The organism is Microbispora sitophila, from assembly GCF_014892245.1.
Lineage (GTDB): Bacteria > Actinomycetota > Actinomycetes > Streptosporangiales > Streptosporangiaceae > Microbispora > Microbispora siamensis.
This window is the reverse complement of record NZ_JADBGC010000048.1, coordinates 1-21295: the sequence shown is the minus strand read 5'-3', so window position 1 is coordinate 21295 and position 21295 is coordinate 1. Positions and strand designations below refer to the sequence as shown.

20 protein-coding genes are annotated in these 21295 nt (G+C 73.3%); 8 read left to right on the top strand and 12 right to left on the bottom strand.

Going from position 1 to position 21295, the window contains the following annotated elements; all coding sequences use genetic code 11:
* Positions 1–71: 71 nt before the first annotated feature.
* Both IL992_RS44335 and IL992_RS44330 read right to left on the bottom strand, forming a co-directional pair.
* Positions 72–827 carry an SDR family NAD(P)-dependent oxidoreductase gene (locus tag IL992_RS44335; RefSeq protein WP_193209283.1) on the bottom strand — a complete coding sequence of 252 codons (756 nt, stop codon included), beginning with the start codon at positions 825–827 and terminating at the stop codon, positions 72–74.
* Positions 827–2008 (bottom strand): acyl-CoA dehydrogenase family protein, encoded by a 1182-nt coding sequence (locus tag IL992_RS44330; RefSeq protein WP_193209282.1) that lies wholly within the window; start codon positions 2006–2008, stop codon positions 827–829. Before IL992_RS44330 ends, IL992_RS44335 begins: the two co-directional genes overlap by 1 nt.
* Before the next feature lie 83 nt (positions 2009–2091).
* Between IL992_RS44330 and IL992_RS47350 the strand changes: the two genes are divergently transcribed.
* Together IL992_RS47350 and IL992_RS44315 are read left to right on the top strand one after the other, a co-directional pair.
* A complete protein-coding gene (locus IL992_RS47350) occupies positions 2092–3456 on the top strand; it encodes an enoyl-CoA hydratase-related protein (RefSeq protein WP_226874923.1) in 1365 nt (454 codons plus the stop codon).
* A 15-nt stretch (positions 3457–3471) separates the two neighbouring features.
* Positions 3472–4584 (top strand): CaiB/BaiF CoA transferase family protein, encoded by a 1113-nt coding sequence (locus IL992_RS44315; RefSeq protein WP_193209281.1) that lies wholly within the window; start codon positions 3472–3474, stop codon positions 4582–4584.
* 136 nt (positions 4585–4720) lie between these two features.
* On the opposite strand, the gene IL992_RS44310 is transcribed toward IL992_RS44315, so the two are convergent.
* From IL992_RS44310 to IL992_RS44295, 4 genes are all read right to left on the bottom strand, one after another.
* Positions 4721–5704: an NAD(P)H-dependent flavin oxidoreductase gene (locus IL992_RS44310; RefSeq protein ID WP_193209280.1), complete on the bottom strand. Its 984-nt coding sequence runs from the start codon at positions 5702–5704 to the stop codon at positions 4721–4723.
* Positions 5705–5772: 68 nt separating this feature from the next.
* Entirely contained in the window at positions 5773–6594 is an 822-nt protein-coding gene (locus tag IL992_RS44305) for an SDR family NAD(P)-dependent oxidoreductase (protein ID WP_193209279.1), read from the bottom strand.
* Positions 6594–8216: an AMP-binding protein gene (locus IL992_RS44300; RefSeq protein WP_319019230.1), complete on the bottom strand. Its 1623-nt coding sequence runs from the start codon at positions 8214–8216 to the stop codon at positions 6594–6596. Before IL992_RS44300 ends, IL992_RS44305 begins: the two co-directional genes overlap by 1 nt.
* Positions 8213–9022 (bottom strand): enoyl-CoA hydratase/isomerase family protein, encoded by an 810-nt coding sequence (locus IL992_RS44295; protein WP_193209277.1) that lies wholly within the window; start codon positions 9020–9022, stop codon positions 8213–8215. The genes IL992_RS44300 and IL992_RS44295 overlap by 4 nt, the downstream gene beginning before the upstream one ends.
* Positions 9023–9137: 115 nt before the next feature.
* Between IL992_RS44295 and IL992_RS44290 the strand changes: the two genes are divergently transcribed.
* From IL992_RS44290 to IL992_RS48815, 6 genes are read left to right on the top strand one after another with little or no spacing between them, the layout of a single operon-like run.
* A complete protein-coding gene (locus tag IL992_RS44290; protein WP_193209276.1) occupies positions 9138–10016 on the top strand; it encodes a branched-chain amino acid ABC transporter permease in 879 nt (292 codons plus the stop codon).
* The gene (locus tag IL992_RS44285) at positions 10016–11827 is read left to right on the top strand and encodes a branched-chain amino acid ABC transporter ATP-binding protein/permease (protein WP_193209275.1); all 1812 of its coding nucleotides are present in this window, start codon (positions 10016–10018) and stop codon (positions 11825–11827) included. Before IL992_RS44290 ends, IL992_RS44285 begins: the two co-directional genes overlap by 1 nt.
* Complete coding sequence (locus IL992_RS44280; protein WP_193209274.1) at positions 11824–12519, top strand: ABC transporter ATP-binding protein; 696 nt, start codon at positions 11824–11826, stop codon at positions 12517–12519. Before IL992_RS44285 ends, IL992_RS44280 begins: the two co-directional genes overlap by 4 nt.
* Before the next feature lie 38 nt (positions 12520–12557).
* Positions 12558–13769 carry an ABC transporter substrate-binding protein gene (locus IL992_RS44275; RefSeq protein ID WP_226874921.1) on the top strand — a complete coding sequence of 404 codons (1212 nt, stop codon included), beginning with the start codon at positions 12558–12560 and terminating at the stop codon, positions 13767–13769.
* Positions 13770–13786: 17 nt separating this feature from the next.
* Positions 13787–14935, top strand: a complete 1149-nt coding sequence (locus IL992_RS44270; protein ID WP_319019229.1) for an acyl-CoA dehydrogenase family protein — start codon at positions 13787–13789, stop codon at positions 14933–14935.
* Positions 14925–15878 carry an acyl-CoA dehydrogenase family protein gene (locus IL992_RS48815; RefSeq protein WP_193209272.1) on the top strand — a complete coding sequence of 318 codons (954 nt, stop codon included), beginning with the start codon at positions 14925–14927 and terminating at the stop codon, positions 15876–15878. Before IL992_RS44270 ends, IL992_RS48815 begins: the two co-directional genes overlap by 11 nt.
* Positions 15879–15946: 68 nt before the next feature.
* Here the strand turns inward: IL992_RS48815 and IL992_RS44260 are convergent, their stop codons facing one another.
* The 6 genes from IL992_RS44260 to IL992_RS44235 all read right to left on the bottom strand — a co-directional run bounded on the left by IL992_RS44260 (position 15947) and on the right by IL992_RS44235 (position 21168).
* The gene (locus IL992_RS44260; protein ID WP_193209271.1) at positions 15947–16759 is read right to left on the bottom strand and encodes a FadR/GntR family transcriptional regulator; all 813 of its coding nucleotides are present in this window, start codon (positions 16757–16759) and stop codon (positions 15947–15949) included.
* Entirely contained in the window at positions 16759–17583 is an 825-nt protein-coding gene (locus IL992_RS44255) for an SDR family NAD(P)-dependent oxidoreductase (protein ID WP_193209270.1), read from the bottom strand. The genes IL992_RS44260 and IL992_RS44255 overlap by 1 nt, the downstream gene beginning before the upstream one ends.
* Positions 17580–18686 carry an acyl-CoA dehydrogenase family protein gene (locus IL992_RS44250; RefSeq protein ID WP_193209269.1) on the bottom strand — a complete coding sequence of 369 codons (1107 nt, stop codon included), beginning with the start codon at positions 18684–18686 and terminating at the stop codon, positions 17580–17582. Before IL992_RS44250 ends, IL992_RS44255 begins: the two co-directional genes overlap by 4 nt.
* Positions 18683–19747: an acyl-CoA dehydrogenase gene (locus tag IL992_RS44245; protein WP_193209268.1), complete on the bottom strand. Its 1065-nt coding sequence runs from the start codon at positions 19745–19747 to the stop codon at positions 18683–18685. The genes IL992_RS44250 and IL992_RS44245 overlap by 4 nt, the downstream gene beginning before the upstream one ends.
* 111 nt (positions 19748–19858) lie before the next feature.
* Positions 19859–20407 carry a hypothetical protein gene (locus tag IL992_RS44240; protein ID WP_193209267.1) on the bottom strand — a complete coding sequence of 183 codons (549 nt, stop codon included), beginning with the start codon at positions 20405–20407 and terminating at the stop codon, positions 19859–19861.
* Positions 20408–20775: 368 nt separating this feature from the next.
* Positions 20776–21168 (bottom strand): hypothetical protein, encoded by a 393-nt coding sequence (locus IL992_RS44235; protein ID WP_193209290.1) that lies wholly within the window; start codon positions 21166–21168, stop codon positions 20776–20778.
* Between the last annotated feature and the right edge of the window lie 127 nt (positions 21169–21295).

Below are 21295 nucleotides of genomic sequence, written 5' to 3'. Positions count from 1 at the left end.
GGGCCGGCGGGTGCCTCAGGCTGCCGGAGGGGTGCTTCTGGAGAGTTTTGCCGCGTTCGTGGCTGCTGAGGTCAGCGGGGTGCCATCCGGAGCGCACCGTCCATCCGGATGACCTCGCCGTTGAGGTAGTCGTGGTGGATGATCGTCAGCGCCAGATGGGCGTACTCGTCCGGGCGGGCCAGCCTCCGCGGGAACGGAACGCCGGCCGCCAGACTCTCCCGGAACTCCGCGGAGACCGTGGACAGCATCGGCGTCTCCACGATGCCCGGGGCGATGGTGTTGACCCGGATGCCGTGCTGGGCCAGGTCGCGCGCCGCGGGCAGGGTCAGCCCGACGATGCCGCTCTTGGACGAGGAGTACGCGGCCTGCCCGATCTGTCCCTCGTAGGCGGCGACCGAGGCGGTGTTGACGATCACGCCGCGCTGGCCGTGCTCGTCCGGCTCGGTGCGGGCGATCGCCTCGGCGGCCAGGGCGAGCACGTTGAAGGTCCCGATGAGGTTGACCTGCACGACGCGTGCGTACAGGTCGAGGTCGTGCACGCCGTTCCTGCCCAGGATCCGCGCCGACGGGCCGATGCCCGCGCAGTTGACGACCGCGCGCAGCGGCTCGCCGGCGGCGGCCGTCGCGACGGCGGCCCGCACCTCCTCGGGGCTGGTGATGTCGGTGGGGAGGTACTCCACTCCCGGCACCGGGTCCACGGTGTCGATGCTCTGCTTGAGATCGAACACGAAGACCTGCGCGTCCTCCTTGGCCAGCAGCTCGGCGGTCGCGGCGCCGAGGCCGGAGGCCCCGCCGGTGACGATGACTGCGGTGTGGGCGACCTGCATCAGTGCTTCTCCCTGTGGACTGCGGTGATCACGGGTGGGACGTTCCCGGCGAGCGACCGGCCGATGACCATGCGCTGGATCTGGTTGGTGCCCTCGAAGATCTGCATGACCTTCGCCTCGCGCATGTATCGCTCCACCGGGAAGTCGCGGGTGTAGCCGTAGCCGCCCAGCACCTGGACGGCGTCGGTGGTGACCTTCATGGCGTTGTCGGTGGCGACCATCTTGGCGATGGACGCCTCCCGGCCGAACGGCAGGCCGAGGTCTTTCAGCCGGGCGGCGTGCAGCGTCATCGCGCGGGCGGTCTGCACGGCCGCCTCCACGTCGGCCAGCAGGAACGCCAGGCCCTGGTGCTCGATGATCGGCCTGTGGAAGGTCGAGCGCTCCTTCGCGTACGCCACGGCGTGGTCCAGAGCGCCCTGGGCCAGGCCGGTGGCGACGGCGGCGATGCCCAGCCGGCCGGAGTCGAGGGCGGCCAGCGCGATGCCGAGACCGTCGCCCTCCGCGCCGATCCTGCGCTCGGCCGGCACCCGCACGCCGTCCAGCCGCATCGTCGCGGTCGGAGAGGCGGTCAGGCCCATCTTGTGCTCGGGCGGGTCGGTGCTCAGGCCCTCGGCGCCGGCCGGGACGAGGAAGCAGGAGATGCCCCTGCGATCGTCCGAGGTCCGCGCCATCACCGTGTAGAAGTCGGCGTGCCCGCCGTGCGTGGTCCACGCCTTCGCGCCGGTGAGCACGTAGTAGTCGCCGTCGCGGACGGCGCGGGTGGTCATGGCGGCGGGGTCGGAGCCGGCGTGCGGCTCGCTCAGGCAGTACGCGCCGAGCAGTTCGCCGCCGAGCATGTCGGGCAGCCAGGCCCGCCGCTGCTCGTCGGTGCCGAAGTTGAACAGTCCGAAGCACGACAACACGTGCACGCTGGTGCCGACGGCGACGCTGGACCAGACCCGGGCGACCTCCTCCAGCACCTGCAGGTACACCTCGTAGGGCTGACCGCCGCCGCCGTACTCCTCGGGGTACGGCAGGCCGAGGACGCCCATCGCGCCGAGCGTGCGGAACACGTCGCGCGGGAAGTCCTCGTCCGCCTCGGCCTTCGCGGCCCGGGGGGCCAGTTCCCCGTCGGCGAGGTGCCGGACGATCTCGATCAGGTCGGCACTCTCTTCGCTTGGCATGACACGCGATGCGGGCATCGAAGCTTCCTTTGAGTACGATAGTAAGTACCAAAGTATCAGAAATTGTACTGATTGCCAGGGGCTGCCGTAGAGTCGATGCCATGCCGTCGCCCGACAGGACTCGCACCCGGCGCGAGGAGACACTGGCGCAGCTCCGCGAGCTGTTCCTGGCCGAGGGATTCGCGTCGTTCAACATCGGCGACCTCGCCGAGCGGCTGCACTGCTCCCGGACCACCCTGTACGCGGTGGCGCCCAGCAAGGAGCAGATCGTGGTGGCCGCCGTCCGCTCGTTCTTCAAGGCGGCGGCCGAGCGTATCGAGGCCCGGGTCGCCGCCTCCGGCGACCCGGCCCGGCAGCTCGCCGTCTACCTGGAGGCCGTCGCCGCGGAGCTGCAGCCCGCCTCGGCCGCGTTCCTCGCGGACGTGGCCGCCTTCGGCCCGGCCAACGAGGTCTACCAGGAGAACACCCGGTACGCCGCGGAGCGGGTGCAGAGCCTGGTGACGGAGGGGGTCAGGGCCGGGGTGCTGCGCCCGATCCACGCGTCGTTCGTGGGGGCCGCGGTGGCCGAGGTCATGAACTCCATCCAGCGCGGCGCCATCCAGTCGGCCACCGGGTTCGACGCCGCGCAGGCCTACCGGCACCTCGCCGACTTGGTCCTCGCCGGCCTGACCACCGCACCGGTGGACGAGCAGGCCGTCACCGGGACCTGGGTGCGGTACGAGGTCGCCGACGGGGTGGCGACCATCGAGCTCGATCGGCCGGAGTCCTCGAACGCGCTGGACCTGTCCATGGCGCGTGCGCTCGGCGACGCCGCCGAGGCCGCGGCGGCCGACCCGGGGGTGCGCTGCGTGCTGCTGCTCGGCCGCGGCCGCAACTTCTGCGCCGGTGGGGACGTCACCGCGATGCACGGCGCCGCGGACCGCGCCGGCTACGTGCTGGAGCTGGCCCGGACGGCGCACCGCGCGGTGCTGACCCTCGCCGGGCTGGAGGTCCCCGTCGTGGCCGCCGTCCAGGGCGCGGCGGCGGGCGCCGGACTGGCTCTCACCCTGGTGGCCGACGTGGTGCTCGCCGGCGAGTCGGCGACGTTCCTGACCGCGTACGCCCGGGCGGGGCTGACCCCGGACTGCGGCACGTCCTGGCTGCTGCCGCAGGTGGTGGGGCTGCGCCGGGCGCTCGCCCTGACGTTGACCGATCGCCGGCTGACGGCAGCGGAGGCCGCCGACTGGGGGCTGGTCACCGACGTCCACCCCGACGAGGAGCTCGCCGAGTCGGCCCGGCAGGCCGCGGCGCGGATCGCGGCCGGGCCGTTCCCGGCGCTCGGCCGGACCCGGCGCCTGCTCCGGGACGCCCCGGCGCGGTCGCTGGCCGATCAGCTCGGCATCGAGGCCGCGACGATCGCCGAGGCCGCCGCGTCCGCCGCGGCCGGGGCCCGGCTCGACGCGTTCGTGAACGGCAAGCGCAAGTAGAGAGGCGGGAACCCGATGAAGGACGGCCCCCTGGCGGGACTGCGAGTGGTGGAACTCGCCGGGCTCGGCCCGGCCCCGCACGCGGCCATGGTGCTCGCCGACCTCGGCGCCGACGTGGTCCGGATCGAACGGCCGGCGGGCCGCGGGCTCCGGCTCGGCGCCCCGGGCGCGACCGACGCCGTGCTGCGCGGCCGGCGCCCGGTCCACGCCGACCTGAAGTCCGCCGACGGGCGGGCCGTCGTCCTCGGCCTCGCCGAACGCGCGGACGTGCTGATCGAGGGCCTGCGCCCCGGGGTGGTGGAACGGCTCGGCGTGGGCCCGGACGCCTGCCTGGCCCGCAACCCCGGCCTGGTCTACGCCCGGATGACCGGGTGGGGCCAGGACGGGCCGTGGGCCGGCCAGGTCGGCCACGACATCAACTACATCGGCCTGACCGGCGCGCTGCACGCCATGGGCCGCGCCGACCGAGCCCCGGCGCCGCCGCTCAACCTGGTCGGCGACTTCGGCGGCGGGTCCATGCTGCTGCTCGTCGGCGTGCTGGCCGCGCTGTTCGAACGCTCCCGGTCCGGCCGCGGCCAGGTGGTCGACGCCGCCATGGTCGACGGGACCGCGCTGCTCAGCCAGATGACCCTCGCCCTGCGCGGCATGGGGGCCTGGCGCGACGAACGAGAGGGCAACCTGCTCGACGGCGCCGCGCCCTTCTACGACACCTACACCTGCGCCGACGGCGGGTTCGTCGCGGTGGGTGCGCTGGAGCCGCACTTCTACGCGGCGCTGCTGGCCGGGCTGGACATCGACCCGGCCGAACTGGGCGAGCAGAACGACCCGGCCAACTGGCCGGCGATGCGCAAGCGGTTCACCGCCGCGTTCGCCTCCCGCACCCGGGACGAGTGGGCCGCGCACTTCGTCGGCACCGACGCGTGCGTCACCCCGGTGCTCAGCTTCGCCGAGGCCCCCGGTCACCCGCACCTGGCGGCCCGCGGCACGTACGCCGAGGCGGACGGCGTGGTCCAGGCGGCCCCCGCGCCCAGGTTCTCCCGCACCCCGGCCGCCCCGGTGGCCCCGGTGCCGCGGACGGCGGCTGACGCGGCGGACGTGCTGCGCGAGTGGGGCCAGCCGGGGAACTGACCCGCCCGGCGGCACCGGAACCGGCCGCCGAGCCGCGGCGTGCGTGGCCTCATACCGAGCCGGCACGGTGGTCAGCGGCGGCATCGCGCGCAAGGGCCGGTGCGACCTCCCGGCCACGCCGCAGTGCCGACCCGGGTCAGGCCGTCGGCAGGAACCCCGGCAGCCGGTGGCGGATGATCTCCTCGGCGTCCGCGACGATCCGGTCCACCACGTTCCGGCAGCTGTCCACCTCGGTGATGAGCCCCTGAGCCTGGCTGGCCCACCACAGCCCGTCCTCCATGTCGCCCGCCCCGAGGACGCGTTCCCGTCCCCGTACTCCCGAGGCGAGGTGGGCGACGTCATCGAAGGACGAGCCCGGCCGGCGTGAGATCTCGGCGATCTCCTCCGACACCGAGTTGCGCGCCACCCGCGCCGAGTTGTGGAACTCGCGGAAGACGATGATCGAGTCCCGTTCGGAGTTCGCCACGATCTGCCGCTTGACGTTGTCGTGGACGGGCGCCTCGGTCGTCGCCATGAACCGGGTGCCCATGTTCGCCGCGCACGCCCCGAGGGCCAGCGCCGCCACCAGGCCGGCGCCGGTGGCGATGCCGCCGCTGGCGATGACCGGGACGTCCAGCGCCCGGCTGGCCGCGGCGATGAGCACGAGGCCGCCGATGTCGTCCTCGCCGGGGTGGCCGGCGCACTCGAAGCCGTCGATGCTGACCGCGTCCACGCCGAGCGCCTGCGCCTTGACGGCGTGCCGTACCGCGACCGCCTTGTGGATGACCTTGATCCCGGCGGCCTTGAAGTCGGGCAGGTGCTCGTCCGGGTTGCCGCCGGCCGTCTCGACGACCGTGATCCCCGACTCGATGATCGCCGCCCGGTACTCGTCGTAGGGGACGGGTCGGATGGTAGGCAGGATGGTGAGGTTCACCCCGAACGGCTGGTCGGTCAGCTCGCGCGTGCGCTTGATCTCCAGGGCGAGCGCCTCGGGCGTCGGCTGGGTCAGCGCCGTCAGGAACCCGAGGGCGCCGGCCTCGGCGACGGCCGCGATCAGTTCGGCCCGGCCCAGGCCGGTCATCCCGCCGCACAGCAGCGGGTGCCGCACGCCGAAGGTCTCGGTGAAGGCGGTAGTGATCATTTCAGCGGTGGCTTTCGTCTCGAACGGTGGTCCGGCCGCGGACCCGGGCCTGGGTGGACAGGGGGCGTTCAGGCCGTGGCGGGGCCGCCGAGCCGGGCCAGGACCCCCGCGATCGACTCGGCGGGATCCCCGGCCGTCCAGCCGGTGACCGGGGTGAGGGCTTCCGGCGTGTACACGCCGAGATCGGTGCCGTCGAAGCGGACGATCCGGCCGGTCACGCCGCGGGTGGCGTCGCTGAGCAGCGCGACCACCACCGGCGCCACGTCCCCGGGCGCGCCCAGCGCGGGCCGTTCGGGCCGGGTGTCCAGCGCCGCCATGCCGGTCTCGGCCAGCGGCGACACGGCGTTGACCCGGATGCCGGTGGACGCGCAGTCCCGCGCCCAGCCGGCGGTCATCGCGGCCACCGCCCCCTTCGTGGCGCCGTAGGCGCTCATGCCGGGGATGCCGAAGCGGGCGCCGGACACGACCGTGACGATCGACCCGCCGGCGCCCCGCCGGACCATCGCCCGCATGGCGTGCACCGCGGCGAACTGCACGCCGAGCACGTTGACCTCGGTGATCCGCCGCAGCCGCGCCTCGTCCTCCTCCCACGGCGGGGCGTGGTGGGTGATCCCGGCGTTGGCGACGAGGCCGTCGAGCCGGCCGAACTCCAGCTCCGCCGTCCCGGCCAGCCGGGCCGCCACCTCCCACGACCCGGCGGAGCCCGGTTCCGCCACCGCGTGCCCGCCGGCGGCGGCGATCTCCGCGGCCACGGCGTGCGCGGCCGCCCCGTCCACGTCGTTGACCACGACCCCGGCGCCGTGAGCCGCGCACGCGAGCGCGTAGGCGCGGCCCAGGCCCCTCCCGGCGCCCGTCACGACGACGCAGCGCCCGTCAAGCAGGCCGCCCATCAGTCGGTTTCCGGGTCGAACAGCTCGACCACCGCGGCCTTGTTGATCTTGCCGGTCGGGTTGGTCGGCAGCGAGCGGACCACCCGCAGCAGCTCCGGCTGCTTGTGCCGGGCCAGCCCCTGGCCGGTCACCGCACGGCCGACCTCCTCCAGGGTCAGGTCCTCCCGGTCCGAGACGACGGCCGCGCCGATCCGCTCACCGAGCCGGCCGCCGGGCACCGGGACGATCGCCACGGCCGCCACGTCGGGGTGCCTGACGATGGCGTCCTCGATCTCCCTGGCCGAGAACTTCTCGCCGCCGCGGTTGATGACGTCCTTGAGCCGCCCGGTGATCCGCACCTGCCCGTCGGCGGCCAGCGAGCCGAGGTCTCCGGTGCGAAACCAGCCGTCGGGGGTGAACGCGTGGGCGTTCAGCTCCTCGCGTACGTAACCGAGCATCATCTCCGGGCCGTGCAGCAGCAGTTCGCCCACCTCGCCCGGCTCGACGTCCCGGCCCGAGGGGTCCACGGCGCGCAGCTCCACGCCCGGCGCGAGCCGGCCGTCGGTCTCCGCCCGGAACTCCAGCGGGTCCAGCTCGTTGGGCAGCGTCGCGGTGGGCAGCTCGGTCATGCCCCACGCCCGGTACGCCGCGACGCCCAGCTCGTCGGCGCGCCGGATGAGGGCCGGCGGCACCGCCGCGCCGCCGCAGCAGTACTGGCGCAGTGGCGACCGGTCCCGCCCCTCGGCGGCGTACACGTCGAGCAGCTCACGCAGGAACGGCGTGGCGCCGGCCATGTAGGTGGCGCCGGTCCGGTCGGCCAGCTCGGCGCACGCCGCCGGGTCCCACCGTTCCATCAGCACCGCGGTGGCCCCCACCCGGCAGGGGATCATGAAGCCCTGCAGCAGGCCGGTGATGTGCGTGATGGGGGAGGCCATGACCATCCGGTCGCGGAACGTCAGGCCCCACTCCACGACGGTCGTCCGCAGCTCGTGCCGCAGGCCCGCCACGGAATGCACCACGCCCTTGGGCTCGGACTCGGTGCCCGAGGTGAACAGCACCAGGCAGGGGTCCCCGGGGGCGGCGGGCTCGATCCCGGCCGGCAGCGCGCCGGGCCCCTCCCCGTCGGCCGCCCGCCAGCCCGCCGACCGGCCGGTGGTGAGCAGCCGTGCGGCGGGCTCGTGCGAGATGTCGCGCAGCGCCTCGTCGAACTCGTCGGGATAGGCCCGGCGCCGGTCGTCGGCGTACGTGACGATGGCCGCCGGCCGGATCTGGTCCAGTACGGTGCGGATCTCGCGCGGGCCGTACAGCGGCACGATCGGGCTGCTGATCGCCCCGATCCGCCAGATCGCCGCCGCGACGGCGACGGCGTCCGGGCCGGTCGGCAGCAGCCAGCAGACGGCGTCACCCGGCCGTACCCCGGCGGCGATCAGGGTCCGCGCGGCCGCGGCGGACTTGGCGGCCAGCTCGGCGAAGCTCGTCTCGCCGTGCGTGGTGATGATCGCCGGTCGGTCCGGCCACCGCGTCGCCCCGTGGTCCAGCAGGTCGCCGATCCGCTCCTCGGTGAGGAAGCCCCGGCGGCGCCAGACGTCCGCGAGCTCGGGGGCGACCACCCGCGGCCTGCGGTTCCAGTCGGCTGTCTTCACGACGTCGTCCACTTCGGTTCGCGCTTGTCCAGGAAGGCGGCCGGGCCCTCGACGGCGTCCGGATGGTGCCGGTGCCGCCGGATCAGTTCCCAGCCCAGGTCCATGTCGGTGGCGATGAGCCGTTCCTCGAACGTGCGCAACACCCGGCGGCTGAGCCGCACCGCCTCCGGCGAGTTCCGCCCGATCATCGCGGCCAGCTCCATCCCCCGGTCGACGAGCGTGTCCGGCTCGACGACCTCGGAGACGAGACCGGCGCGCTCGGCCCGTTCGGCCGACAGCGACTCGTGCCGGCCGAGCAGGACGAGGCGGGTCAGCAGGTCCGGCCGCATCCGCAGCCGCAGCTGCAGCGGTTCCAACGCGGACACCTGGCCGACGCTGACGTGCGGGTCCAGGAAGCGGGCCGCCGACGACGCGATGCAGATGTCGGCGTCCGCCACGAAGTGCAGGCCGCCTCCGGCGCACACCCCGTTCACCGCGACGATCACCGGCATCCCCAGGCGCGGTCCGGGCAGGAAGTCGAGCTCCTCGGCCGCGCTGTCGCCCACCTTCACCCTCGGCACCGAGAGCATGGACACGTCCGCCCCGGCGCAGAACGCCTTGCCCGCACCGGTGAGCAGCACCGCGCGCAGCTCCGGCGCCCCGGCCGCCGCACGCCACAGGTTCGCCAGCCCGTCCATGAGCTCGTCGTCGAGGGCGTTGGCGGACTTCGGACGGTTGAGGGTCACGACCAGCGTCCCGCCGACGACCGTGCTGAGCAGCACCCCATCCGCACGTTCCAGGCCTGCTCGGCCGCTCTTCCCCGACACGGGCGCCTCCCCACGGGCGCCGAGACGCCCTTCTTGACTGTCATCCAAATCATATATACGTTTCGCGCCATGGTGAAGAGAGACGTCACGTCACGCGCCGGGAGCGGGTCCTCCCATGCATGAGTTCCTCCAGACGGTGCTCGTGCCGGGTCTGGCGGACGGCGCGATCTACGGGTTGGTTGCGGTCGGCTTCGCCACGCTGTTCACGACGACCGGCGTCATCAACTTCGCCCACGGGCAGATGGTGATGCTCATGCCCATGTCGGTGCTGGTGGCGGTGGGCGCCGGCCTGCCGGTCTGGCTCGCCTACGTGGCCGCGCTCGCCGTGATGGTGGTGGTGGCGCTGACCGTCGAGTGGACCGCGGTGCGGCCGTTCGTGCAGTCGGGCCAGTCCGCCTCCTGGCTGCTGTCCACCCTCGCGGTCAGCGTGGTCCTGGCCGAACTGCTGGCCGTCCCCTACAGCGGGGAGTCCCGCAACTTCACGTACGGCGTCAGCAAGCACCGGTTCGACCTGGCCGGCCTGGCGGTGTCGCCCGCCGAGCTGACCGCGGTCGCCGCGCTGTTGGTCGTCGCCGGGCTGCTCGTCGTGTTCTACCGGCGCACCCGGATCGGGCTGGAGTTGCGCGCGATCGCCGACGACCTCGACGGCGCGGAGGCGATCGGCATCTCCCGGGCACGCGCCTCGCAGATCGCCACGGTGCTTTCCGCGCTGGTCGCCGCGGTGACCGGAGTGCTGGTGGCCTCCACCCAGCTCGTCACCCCGTCGCTGGGGCTGTCGTACACCTTCTACGGGTTCGTGGCCACCGCGATCGGCGGCATGGGCAGCATCGGTGGCGCCGTCGTCGGCGGCTTGGTCATCGGTGTGGTCAGCCAGTTCGCCGGGGTCCACGTCGGCAGCCTCACGGTGAACCTGACGGTGTTCCTGCTGCTCGTCGTCGTCTACGTGGTGCGCCCGCACGGCCTGTTCGGCGCGGCACCGGTGCGGGCGGTGTGATGTCGTACCGGCTCTCCGCCCTGTCCCGGACCTTGCGCGCCGCGGCGGCACGCGGCCGCGACGCCACCCCCGCGCCCGTCCGGCGGGTGCTCGCCAGGCCCGCCGCGCACGGCGCGGCGCTGCTGGTCGTGGCGACGACGCTGCTGGCCCTGTGGGGCCCGCTGTCCTACAACGGCTACGTCCTGCAACTGGTGTGCCTGTACGCGGTCGCCACGCTGGGACTCAACATCACCACCGGCTACGCCGGCGCGCTGTCCCTCGGTCAGGGCGCGTCGTTCGCCATCGGCGCCTACGTCACCGCCGTCCTGGTGGTCTCGCACGGCTGGCCGATCTGGGCGACGCTGCCGGTCGCCGCGCTGGCCGGGCTCGCCGCCGGGGCGCTGGCCGGGTTCCCGGCCGGACGGCTGGGCGCGATCGGCCTGGCCATGATGTCGCTCGGCCTGATGCTCGTCGTCAACGACATGCTCATCCAGTTCCAGTCGGTGACCGGCGGCAACAACGGCCTGGCCGGCATCGACGCCAGGTTCTGGTTCGGCGGCGAGCCGGTGTCGACCCCGTGGGTCGTGGCGATCGTGATCGTCGTCGTGGCGAGCGTCGGCTACTGGCTGCACGCCCGGTATCGGACGTCCCGCCTGGGCCGGGCCACCGTCGCGGTCCGCGACGAGCCGATCGGCGCGTCCGCGCTCGGCGTCTCCGGCTACCTCACCAAGGTCGTCGCCTTCGCCGCCGGGTCCGCGCTGGGCGCGCTCAGCGGAGGGCTGTTCTCCTACCTGTCCGCCTACATCTCGCCGGACGCCTTCTCCTCCAACCTGTCCATCCTGTTCCTGGTCATGGTGGTGCTCGGCGGCAGCGGCTCCCGGCTCGGCCCGGTCGTCGGCGCGGTGCTGCTCGTGCTGATCCCGCTGCGCCTCGACGCGTACCCGCACCTGAACAACCTGCTGTACGGCGCGCTGCTCATCGTGCTCATGCGGCTGCGGCCGCGCGGCCTGTTCAGCCGCACCGCGGCGCCCGCCCCCCAGGCGCTGCGCGACCTCGCCGCCACTCCGGAGGTGGAGGTGCCGGAGCGCGCGCCCGGCGAGCCGATCCTGAAGGTCACCGACCTGCGGCGCAGCTTCGGCGGCGTGGACGCGCTCGGCGGGGTGTCGATGGAGCTGCGGCGCGGCGAGATCGTCGGCCTCATCGGGCCGAACGGGTCGGGCAAGACGACGCTGCTCAACGTCGTGTCCGGGCACTACCCGCCGACCGCCGGCCGGATCACCCTGCGCGGGACGGACCTCGGCGGACTGGGAGCCGCCGCCGTCGCCAAGCACGGCGTGTCGCGCACCTTCCAGACCCCGAAGACGTTCCCCGGCATGAGCATCGAGGAGCACCTCGCGCTCCCGGCTGTCCACGGGGAACGTGACGAGGCGATGCGGGACGCCTGCCGGCGCGGCGCGCTAACCCTGCTGGAGCTCGGCGGCCTCGACCCGCACGACCCGGCCGCCGGCACCCGGGAGAGCCGGGTGATGAGCCACGGCCAGCTCCGCTTCCTTGAGGCCGCCATGGCCCTCGGCACCTGTCCGGAGGTCCTCCTCCTGGACGAACCCGCGGCCGGCCTGTCGGCCGCGGAGATCGAAGGATTCGAGCGCGTCGTCAGTGACGTCGCCGCAGCGGGAGTCGCCGTCGTGATCGTCGAACACCACCTGGACATGATCAGCCGCCTGGTCGACCGTGTCGTCGTCCTCGACCTCGGCACGGTGCTCTGGGAGGGCGAGCCCGGGGACCTGCACAGCGTGGACAGCGTCCGCGCCGCGTACATGGGGGTCGCGTGAACGGCGGCCGGCTCAAGGTGGACACGCTGCGCGTCCGGTACGGCGGCGTCACCGCCGTCGAGGACCTGTCCCTCACCGTCGAGCCCGGCACCTGCCTGGCCCTGCTGGGCGCCAACGGCGCCGGGAAGACCTCCACGCTGCGCGGCATCGGCGGGCTGGAGTCGGCCGGCGGCGGGATCTGGCTGGACGACCTGCGCCTCGACAACCTCCCGGCGAGCAGGCGGGCCCGGGCCGGGCTCGGTCACGTGCTGGAGGGCCGGCACGTGTTCAAGAGCCTGTCGGTGGCCGAGAACCTCCGGGTCGCCGCGGCCCGCGCTGCCCGCAAGCCCGAACTCGACCCGCTCGACCTGCTGCCCGAGCTGCGCCCGATGCTGCAGCGCCTCGCGGGCGGCCTGTCCGGCGGCCAGCAGCAGATGCTCGCCATCGCCCGCGCGGTGGCCGGCGCACCCCGCGTGATCATGCTGGACGAGCCCACGAACGGCCTGTCGCCCAAGCTGGTCGGCCGGACCATCGAGATCCTCGCCGACCTGCGCGACGCCGGGTTCGCCGTCCTGCTGGTCGAACAGCGGGCCGAGGTCGCCCAGAAGTTGGAGGCGGACGTCGTGGTGCTGCGGCACGGGCACGTCGCGCACCGGGTGCGCGGCACCGACCCGGAACTGCCCGACCTGCTGCAGGCCGCCTACCTCTCCTGACCCACCCACACGGAAACCCCCAGGAAGGACGACCCCCCATGAGGACACGTGCCACAGTGGGCACAGCCATGGCGTGCGCGGCGCTGCTCGCGCTCGCCGCGTGCGGCGACGGCGGATCCTCCGGCGACCAGGCCGAAGGCTCCACCATCAAGATCGGTTTCGTCGGGGCGCTCACCGGCCCGCTCTCCCCGAGCGGTCAGAACTCGCTGGCCGGGCTCAAGGCCGGCGCCGAGTACGTGCAGCAGCACAACCCCGGCACGAAGATCGTGATCGAGCAGCGGGACACCAAGGGCGAGCCGACCGCGGCCGTCGCCGCCACCCGGGCGCTCGCCCAGGACGGCGTGTCCGCGCTGTACTTCACCACCGAGGCGTTCCCGCCCGTGCAGGACGTGCTCAACCAGGTGAAGGTGCCCGGCGACACCGCCGGCGGCATCGGCTCGATCGCGGCCGACGTCGGCGACTCCAAGCGGTACAAGTACGCGTTCAGCACCGGCGCCGGCACCTCCGGCGAGACCTCGATCACGCCGCTGCTGGCGTACGCGGCGTCGGCCGGCAAGACGGTCGCCGTGCTCGACGACTCCTCGGCCTTCGGCACCTCGCAGACCAAGGACACGCTCGCCATCGCGCAGAGCCGGTTCCCGGACGTGAAGATCGTGCACGAGAGCTTCCCGAACACCGCCTCGGACGTGACCGCGCAGCTCATCAAGCTCAAGGACTCGGGCGCCGAGTCGCTCATCGTCTGGTCGTACGGCGCCCCGCTGGTCGCCACCATGTCCAGCCTGAACAAGATCGGCTGGAACCCGCAGATGTCCGCGGTGCTCGGCATCGGCGACCCGGCGACCACCGAGCTCATCCCGGAGGGGATGAAGAAGACCCTCGCCGCCGGGCCCATCGCCAAGACGTTCCTGTCGTCCTCGACCGGCGACGCGTCGATCACGGCGGACTTCGTCAAGCTCTACCTCAAGGCCAAGGGCAAGACAGAGTTCAACGCGCTCGACTCGGTGGGCGCGGTCTCCTTCGACTGGGCGCTGCTGGTGACCCAGGCGTCGCAGCAGGCCAAGTCCACCGACGCCGACGCGATCAAGAAGGCGCTCGTCTCCGGGGGAACCTTCCAGGGCGCCAACGGCACGTACACGTTCGGTCCCGACAAGCGCATCGGAATCGATGCCGACCAGCTCGGCGTCTTCGTACCCGCTCAGCCGTGCCCGAACGGCAAGTGTGTCGAAGCCGCCGTGAGTGCGGGGGAGTAATGCCCGAGGAGACCTCAGTGGATCTCCGGCTGGGAACGCGGGCGGACGCGTTGCGCGTCCGCCTGCGGGCCCTGCTGGCGGAGCTCCTCCCCGACGACTGGACGACGTCGTTCTCGCCGGACCCGGCGGTCCAGTCGGTGGTGACCAGGGTCGTCGAGCGTCTCGCCGAGGAGCAGCTCCTCACGCTCAGCTGGCCCGAGGAGTACGGGGGCGCCGGCACCGACATCTGGCAGCAGGCCGTTCTGCGGGAGGAGATGTGGGCGCACTTCGAGCCCCGCGGACCGCAGTACATGGGCCTGAACTGGGTCGGACCGGTGATCATGGAGGTCGGCACGCCGGAGCAGAAGGCCGTCCACCTGCCCGCCATCTCCTCCGGCACGGCCGTGTGGTGCCAGGGGTTCAGCGAACCCGGCGCGGGCTCCGACCTCGCCTCGCTGCAGCTGAACGCCGAGCTCCATGACGGCGAGTGGGTGCTGAACGGCCAGAAGATCTGGACCTCGTACGCGGGACTGGCACAGTGGTGCTTCCTCGCCGCCCGCAGCGGCAGGGGGACGGCCAAGCACGACGGCATCACCGTCTTCCTGGTGCCGATGGACTCACCCGGCATCCGGGTCGTCCCGATCGACTCGATCATGGGTGAGCAGCACCTCAACGAGGTGTTCTTCGACGACGTCCGGGTCGGCCCCGGCGCGGTGCTCGGCGAGGTCGGCCGCGGCTGGGACGTCATCCGGCGGGTGATGAAGCACGAGCGGATCGGCATCTCCCGGTATGCCCGGGACGAGCGGGTGCTCGCCGCGCTGGCGGGCCACCCGTCCCTGGCCGAACCGGCCGCGCTGCACGAGTACGCCCGCGCACTGGTGCACGCCCGGGTGGCCCGGCTGCTCAACTACCGCGCCGTCGCGCTGAACGACGCCGGCCGACTCACCGACCGGGAGGCCTCCACCGCTCGGCTGGCCTCCATCCAACTCGACCAGGAGGTGGCTCAGCTGGCTCTCGACGTCTCCGGCGCCGACGCCCTCGTTCCCGACCCGTCGGCCGGCCTGCTCGGCCACGTCGAGGACGTGTTCCGGTACGCCCGTTCGGCGACCATCGCGTCCGGCACCATCGAGGTGCAGCGCATGCTCGTCGCCCGGTCGTCGATCGAGGGGGACCGGCGTGCGTCGTGACTGGCCGCAGGCGGCCGTCGCCTACCAGGAGAGCGTGACCAGGGCCCTCGACACGCTGGGCGGGGTGGACCTCGCGCGCGCCGCCGAGGCGGACCGGACCCGGCGGGAGGCGCTCGTCGCGCCCGCCCTGGACCGGCTCGACCTGCGCGGCCTCGACCCGTGGGGCGAGGAGGACGAGTCGGCCGCCGTCATGCTGGCGGCCCGGGCGGCGGGCGCCGTCGTGCTGCCCTGGCCGCTGGCGCACGAGCTGGCAGTACCCGCGGACCTGCGCGGTGACGTCGGCGGCGTCCACCTGACCTCGGGGGACACCGAACGGCTGGACCACGCGGACCTGCTGCGCGACGCGGTCGCCGTCGACCTGGACCGGGGTGTCGCCCGCCGGGTGACGGCCGGTGCGCCGCGCCCGGCGCCGCTGGACCCGTTCGCGTCCGACGTCGTCCTCGGCGCCGGGGTGCCGGGCGTGGACGCGGCGCGGGTCACGGCGATGCGCATGCTGCTCGACGCCTTCTGGGTCGCCGGCGCGCTCGCCGCCGCCGTCGAGCTGGCGGTGACGCACGCCCGCGACCGGCAGCAGTTCGGCAAGCCGATCGGCAAGTTCGGCGAGATCCGGTGGCGCGTCGCGGACATCTCCCTCGCGCTCGACGGACTGGAGGAGCTGGCGCTGCACGCGTGGTGGCTCGTCCGCCGGGGTGAGGCGCGGTCGGCCGACCTGCTGGCGCTGCGGGTGCAGATGATCGAGGCGGCGAACACGGTGCTGGCCAACGGGCACCAGGTGTTGGGCGCCATGGGCCTGTGCGAGGAGCACGACCTCACCGTGATCGACCGCCACCTGCAGAGCGTGCTGCACCGGCCGGCCGGGCGGATCAGGTCGACCGACCTGCTGGCGCGGGCCGTCGCCGCCGAGGGGTTCGACGGCATCTACCCGGTGGCCGCGTGGCGGTAGCCGCAAAGGGAAAGGCCGGCCAGGTCCACGACCTGGCCGGCCTTGGCGTACCGGTTCGTGGTCTCCGGTCAGTCCCGGGGATCCATGCGCGGATTGCCGTACTCGTCCAGCACCTGGACCGGCGGGGCGTCGTCCGAGGCGACGTACAGTTGCGACGCCTCCAGGTGCGCCCGCATGAGCTTGCCGGCCAGCGCCGCGTCCCCCGCCTCGATGGCCTTCTCGATGGCGCCGTGCGCCCGCAGCACCGCGTGCCGCCGGTCCACCGCCGGATAGCTCGCCTCGTCGGACGCCCGGCGGGCCCACCCCCGCTCCTGCACGCTCCAGACGCTCTCCAGCATCCCGACGACCACCCGGAGCGTCTCGTTGCCGGCCGCGTCCACCAGCCCCTCGTGGAACTTGACCGACGCCCCGGTGAACGCCGGCCCGTCCTCCACGACCTGCGCGGCCTCGTCGTTGAGCTGCCGGAGCCGTTCGGCGACGGCCGCGTGGTCGTCGCGGCGGGCCGCGTGCTCCGCGCACAGCGGCTCCAGCAGGTTGCGGGCCGCCGCCAGGTCCCGCATGGGGGTGGCGCGCGCGTGCAGCAGCAGCCCCATGTGGTACGCGGCGGACCCGGGGGTCGGGGCCTTGATGACGGTGCCGCCGCGCTTGCCGCGGCGGACGACCACCAGCCCCTCCGTCTCGAGGATGCGGAACGCCTCGCGGAGGCTCGGCCGGCTGACCGGGTACTCCTGGAGCAGCACCGGCTCCGTGGGCAGTTCCGCCCCGTCGGCGAGATCACCTTCCAGGATGCGCAGCCTGAGCTGCGCCGCCAGGGCCTCGGCAACCCGGGGTGTCCGTAACGGCACGCGGCGGGGGCGTGGTGGGATCTCGGACTCGGTCATCAGAGTGTTTCACCGCCGTCGATGAAGATGGTCTGGCCGGTGATGAACGAAGCGAGGTCCCCCGACAGGTGGACGGCCAGCGCCCCCAGCTCCCTGGGATCGCCGGTGCGCCGCATCGGGATGCGCTCCTTCAGCCAGGCCTGACCTTCGGGACTGTCGTGAAGAGCCTGGGTCATGCTGGTGCGGAAGTGCCCCGGAGCGATGGTGTTCACGGTGACGCCGAACGCCGCCCACTCCTTGGCGAGCGCCCGGGTGAGCTGGGCGATGGCGCCCTTGGCGACCTGGTAGCTCACCGTCAGGTTGGCCGACCGGGCGACGCTGCTCGACGCGATGTTGATCACCCGGCCGCGCCCCCGCTCCAGCATCCCCGGAACGAATGATCTCACGAGGTGGAGCGACCCGCGGACGTGCGTGTCCAGCACCGAGTCCCACTCCTCGTCGGTCATGGCGACGCCGGCCGGCCCCGAGCCGGGCTGCCCCACCTTCTCCCCGGACGCCTCGTCCACGGGCAGCGGGACGACCGGCCGCTTGACCAGGTTGCCGGCGTTGTTCACCAGGATGTCGACGCCGCCCACCTCGGCCAGCACCGCGTCGCGCAGCCGGTCCAGGTCGGCGGAGCTGCGGATGTCGGCGGGGAAGGCGTACGCCTGGCCGCCCGCGGCCTTGATCTCCGTCGCGAGGCTCTCCAGCTCCTCCGCGTTGCGCGAGACGCCGCACACCACGGCGCCCGCCCCGGCCAGCGCGGTGGAGATCGCCCGGCCCAGTCCGCGCCCGGCCCCGGACACGACGGCTGTCCTGCCCAGCAGGGGGTGGATGTCTGTCATGGTGTGCCTTTCGGTAGTCCGAGCGTACGCTCCGCGATGATGTCGCGCTGGATCTCCGACGTGCCGCCGTAGATGGTGGCGGCCAGCGATTCGAGGCGCTCGTCGAAGAGGGCGGGGTCGTCGAACGCCCGCGTCCCGGCGGTCTCCAGCGACAGCAGGGCCGCACGCTGCACCGACTCCGAGCCGAGCAGCTTGAGGATCGACGACGCGGGGGACGGCAGGCCCGCCCACCGTTGGGCGGCGGTCCGCAGCCCGGTCAGCCGCACCCCCTCCGCGTCCGCCAGCGACCGGCCCAGCCGGACGAGCTGGTGCTCCGACAGTTCCGGCGCCGTCAGCGTGGGCTCCAGCGCCCGGGTGGTCTCCAGCCAGGTGTTGATCCAGATCATGTCCCGCTCGTGTTCGAGGCTGGACATGGCGACGCCCCAGCCGCCGTGCAGCGGGCCCAGCAGCGCCTCCTCGGGCACCTTCACGTCGTCGAGGAAGACCTCGCAGAAGGACTCGACCGCCGACCCGGCGGTGCGGATCGGCCGGACCTCCACCCCGGGGCTGCGCAGGTCGAGGACCAGGCAGGAGATGCCGCGGTGCGGCCTGGCCTCCGGGTCGGTCCGGACGTACAACGCGCACCACCGGGCCTCGTCCGCCTGCGTCGTCCACACCTTCTGGCCGTTGACGGTGAACACTCCGTCGGCGAGCGTCGCCGTCGTGCGCAGCGCGGCGAGGTCGGACCCGGCGCCGGGCTCCGACATGCCGAGCGCCCACCACTCGTCCCCGCGCGCGGCCGGCCGGAGCAGCCGCTCCCGCTGGGCGGCGGTGCCGAACGCCCGGATGGCCGGCGCCGCGACCCCGGCGCCCTGGATGTTCATCAGCCGCGGCACCCGGCGGCGCGCCCCGGCGAGCTTGACGGCCAACGCGTCGGGGACGCTCAGGCCGCGCCCGCCCTCGTCTGGACCCCACTCGGGTATCAGCCAGCCCGCGTCGAACGCGGCGGCCTGGTAGTCGGTGCGGAGCTTCACGTCGCGGCGGTAGCGCCGGTAGTCCTCCGCGTAGTCGGCGGGCAGGAAGCCGTCGAGGAACGCCTCGAACTCGGAGGTCACATCCGTCATCGGGAGATCCGCCTTTCGATCCGCGCCGCCGCCAGGTACAGGTCGTCCGGCTCCCCGAGCAGGCAGGCCGTCAGGTGGGCGCGCCGCAGGAACAGGTGGCAGTCCGCCTCGAAGGTGACCCCCATGGCGCCCATCAGCTGGGTGAACAGCGACGCGACCCGCACGGCCGTCTCGGCCGCGACCGCGTTGGCCAGCAGGCAGTCCCGGGTGGCCGCGTCGCCGGGCGGCGCCCCGGCGAGGCTCAGGGCCGCGCCGTAGGCGAGGCTGCGGGCCCGCTCGACCGCCGTGTAGGCGTCCGCGAGCTGGTGCTTCACCGCCTGGAAGGTGCCGATGGCCCGGCCGAACTGCCTGCGCTGGAGCACGTGCCCGACAGCCGCGTCCAGGGCACCCGCGGCGGTCCCCACCAGGTCGGCGGCGACACAGACGCGGGCTCCCGCCAGCACCCGGTCCAGGTCGCCGAGCGGCAGCTCCCGGCACTCGGCGCAGGCCACGCCTGCCTCGCCCCCGAGCCGGAACGCCGGGAACGGCCGGGAGGGGTCGATCAGGGTCGCCTGCCCTACCGGCTCGACCCCCTCGGCCTCCGGATCGACCACGACGACCCACGCCCGGTCCGGGCCCCGAACGATCAGGGTGAACGCGGCGGCACCGGGGCCGCCCAGGACGTGCGCCCGCTCGACGTGGCACCGGCCGTTCCCGTCGACGACCCCCTCGGCGATCCCGAAGCCCGCGGGCGCCCGCCGGAAGTCCTCGCGGTGCACCCCGGCCGCGACCTGCGTCCGGAACGCGAGCGCCGACGCCAGCAGGGGAGCGGTCAGCAGGGTGCGCCCGGCTTCTTCGAGCATGACCACCAGGTCGATCACCCGGCCGATCCCGCCGAGGTCCTCGGGTATCCCGATGTCGGCGTAGCCGCCGTCCGCGACCGTCTCCCACCCGTCCGGCACACCGCCGTCGAGGGCGGCACGCACGGCCGCCGGGCCGTGCAGCGATCGGAACTGGGCGCGGGCGGTGTCGGCGAGGGCGAGGGTGTCCTCGTCCGGGGCTAGAAGCTGCCAGTCCGTCATCTTTATCCGGGTTCTCCTCAGATGGAGTGGGATCGCCATCAAGGCAGATGGTATCGGATTCTTGCCTCAGCCTATATATGATTTAGATGTTAACTCCCGATGTGGGTCCGCTCAGGGAGCTGCTGACCCGCGTTGCCTCCGGGGGTAGTGGCAAGACGGCCGGGGCTGCGCCGGCGCCTGCGCGGGGATCAGGCCGCAGGGGTAGCCGGAGATGGCCATGAGGTCGGCGTCGAGTTGTTGCCGGCTGACCGCCGCCGGGCCGTAGCTGCGCAGTTCGAGCGGGACGAGGGCGTAGTCGACCCCGTTCCGCATGGTGAACGTCCGGCTGGTCGTTCCATGAAGATCGTGGGCGCGCCCGGCGCCAGCAGGGCCCGCGGAGATCTCGGAAGCACGGTCGCGCGCCTCGGCGAGCGGTCGCAGCGCGGCCTCCGGCAGGTGGTCGCCCAGCCTGAAGGCCGGCGCGACGGCAGCGGTGAGCCTGACGTCGTAGAAGCCGGAACCCGGCTGGCGGGTCTGGTCCCGGTCCACGTCCGGGTCGGCGCCAGGGAAGTGGGCGAGGGTGAGGTTGGCGCTCGCCCGAGCCGCCACACAGGCCGCGGGCGCGGGGATCTCTCGGAGTGCGGCGACGGCTGACTCCTCCGCGGGGAACCAGGCCGGCAACTCGGCCGCCCGCGCGGCGACCCCCGATCGGGGGCACGCGTCCAGACCGTTGAACGTCCGGCCGCCGCGGCCTCCGAGAGCGCCCGGTGCCGCTCTTCGGCGTTCGCGGACGTCAGGACTCTCAGCTGGGCCGGTACGTCCACGCCCGGGCCTTACGCGTCTGCGGAGCTCCGCCCAGGGGACGGGTGTCGAATCCCTTGTGGACTGATACCCGTGCCATCTCACCTCAGAGGAGGGCGACGAGCCGATCCCCGAGGTGAGCGAACTGACGCTGGAGAACGTGCTTCTCGCACGGCCCTGGGATCGGTCCGTGCTCGGCTTCGCCTGGCTGGCGCTGCGCCGGATCGGGCTCGCCCCGTAGCCCGCTACTACTGGTCCTGGTTCTTCTCCGCCTGACGCTGCTGCTCGCGGTAGGCGCGGCGCTGCTCCTCGGCCCGCTCCCGGCAGCGGCGGAGGAACTCCTCGCCGTCGTCGGGGTTGGAGGGGACGAACCGGCCCGGCCGGTCGTATTCGGGGAAGCGCCCGGTGTTGCCCTTGTACGGCAGCCCGCCGGGCTGTCCCGGTAGGGGAGCTTTCCCGATGCGGTGCCGGTCGCCGGCTCCGACGGCTCGCGGCCCGAGGGGGAATCCGCGATGCTGTGGTGGGGTTGGCGAACATGCTTTGGGTTCCCCCCCAGGTCGCGCGGGAGTTCCAGCGGCGCGGATGTCGGACAACTGCTGGTGGCCGCTGGAGGACGGTGGTCGCGAGGCGCTGGCTGCCAAGTGTCAACGTCGCTCGAATGTGGGACCAGTGGCGACGCTCGAATCTGGACCCGTTTGTCGATCTTCAGTCGTTGGTCTTGGCCGCGGGCACGCGGCCCAGGTCACGGTCTTTGAGCCGGTAGCTGTC

Excerpts from the sequence above, each read along its gene's own strand:
- IL992_RS44335 (WP_193209283.1), bottom strand. The coding sequence starts at position 827 with ATGCAGGTCGCCCACACCGCAGTCATCGTCACCGGCGGGGCCTCCGGC.
- IL992_RS44330 (WP_193209282.1), bottom strand. The coding sequence starts at position 2,008 with ATGCCCGCATCGCGTGTCATGCCAAGCGAAGAGAGTGCCGACCTGATC.
- IL992_RS47350 (WP_226874923.1), top strand. The coding sequence starts at position 2,092 with ATGCCGTCGCCCGACAGGACTCGCACCCGGCGCGAGGAGACACTGGCG.
- IL992_RS44315 (WP_193209281.1), top strand. The coding sequence starts at position 3,472 with ATGAAGGACGGCCCCCTGGCGGGACTGCGAGTGGTGGAACTCGCCGGG.
- IL992_RS44310 (WP_193209280.1), bottom strand. The coding sequence starts at position 5,704 with ATGATCACTACCGCCTTCACCGAGACCTTCGGCGTGCGGCACCCGCTG.
- IL992_RS44305 (WP_193209279.1), bottom strand. The coding sequence starts at position 6,594 with ATGGGCGGCCTGCTTGACGGGCGCTGCGTCGTCGTGACGGGCGCCGGG.
- IL992_RS44290 (WP_193209276.1), top strand. The coding sequence starts at position 9,138 with ATGCATGAGTTCCTCCAGACGGTGCTCGTGCCGGGTCTGGCGGACGGC.
- IL992_RS44285 (WP_193209275.1), top strand. The coding sequence starts at position 10,016 with ATGTCGTACCGGCTCTCCGCCCTGTCCCGGACCTTGCGCGCCGCGGCG.
- IL992_RS44275 (WP_226874921.1), top strand. The coding sequence starts at position 12,558 with ATGAGGACACGTGCCACAGTGGGCACAGCCATGGCGTGCGCGGCGCTG.
- IL992_RS44260 (WP_193209271.1), bottom strand. The coding sequence starts at position 16,759 with ATGACCGAGTCCGAGATCCCACCACGCCCCCGCCGCGTGCCGTTACGG.
- IL992_RS44255 (WP_193209270.1), bottom strand. The coding sequence starts at position 17,583 with ATGACAGACATCCACCCCCTGCTGGGCAGGACAGCCGTCGTGTCCGGG.
- IL992_RS44250 (WP_193209269.1), bottom strand. The coding sequence starts at position 18,686 with ATGACGGATGTGACCTCCGAGTTCGAGGCGTTCCTCGACGGCTTCCTG.
- IL992_RS44245 (WP_193209268.1), bottom strand. The coding sequence starts at position 19,747 with ATGACGGACTGGCAGCTTCTAGCCCCGGACGAGGACACCCTCGCCCTC.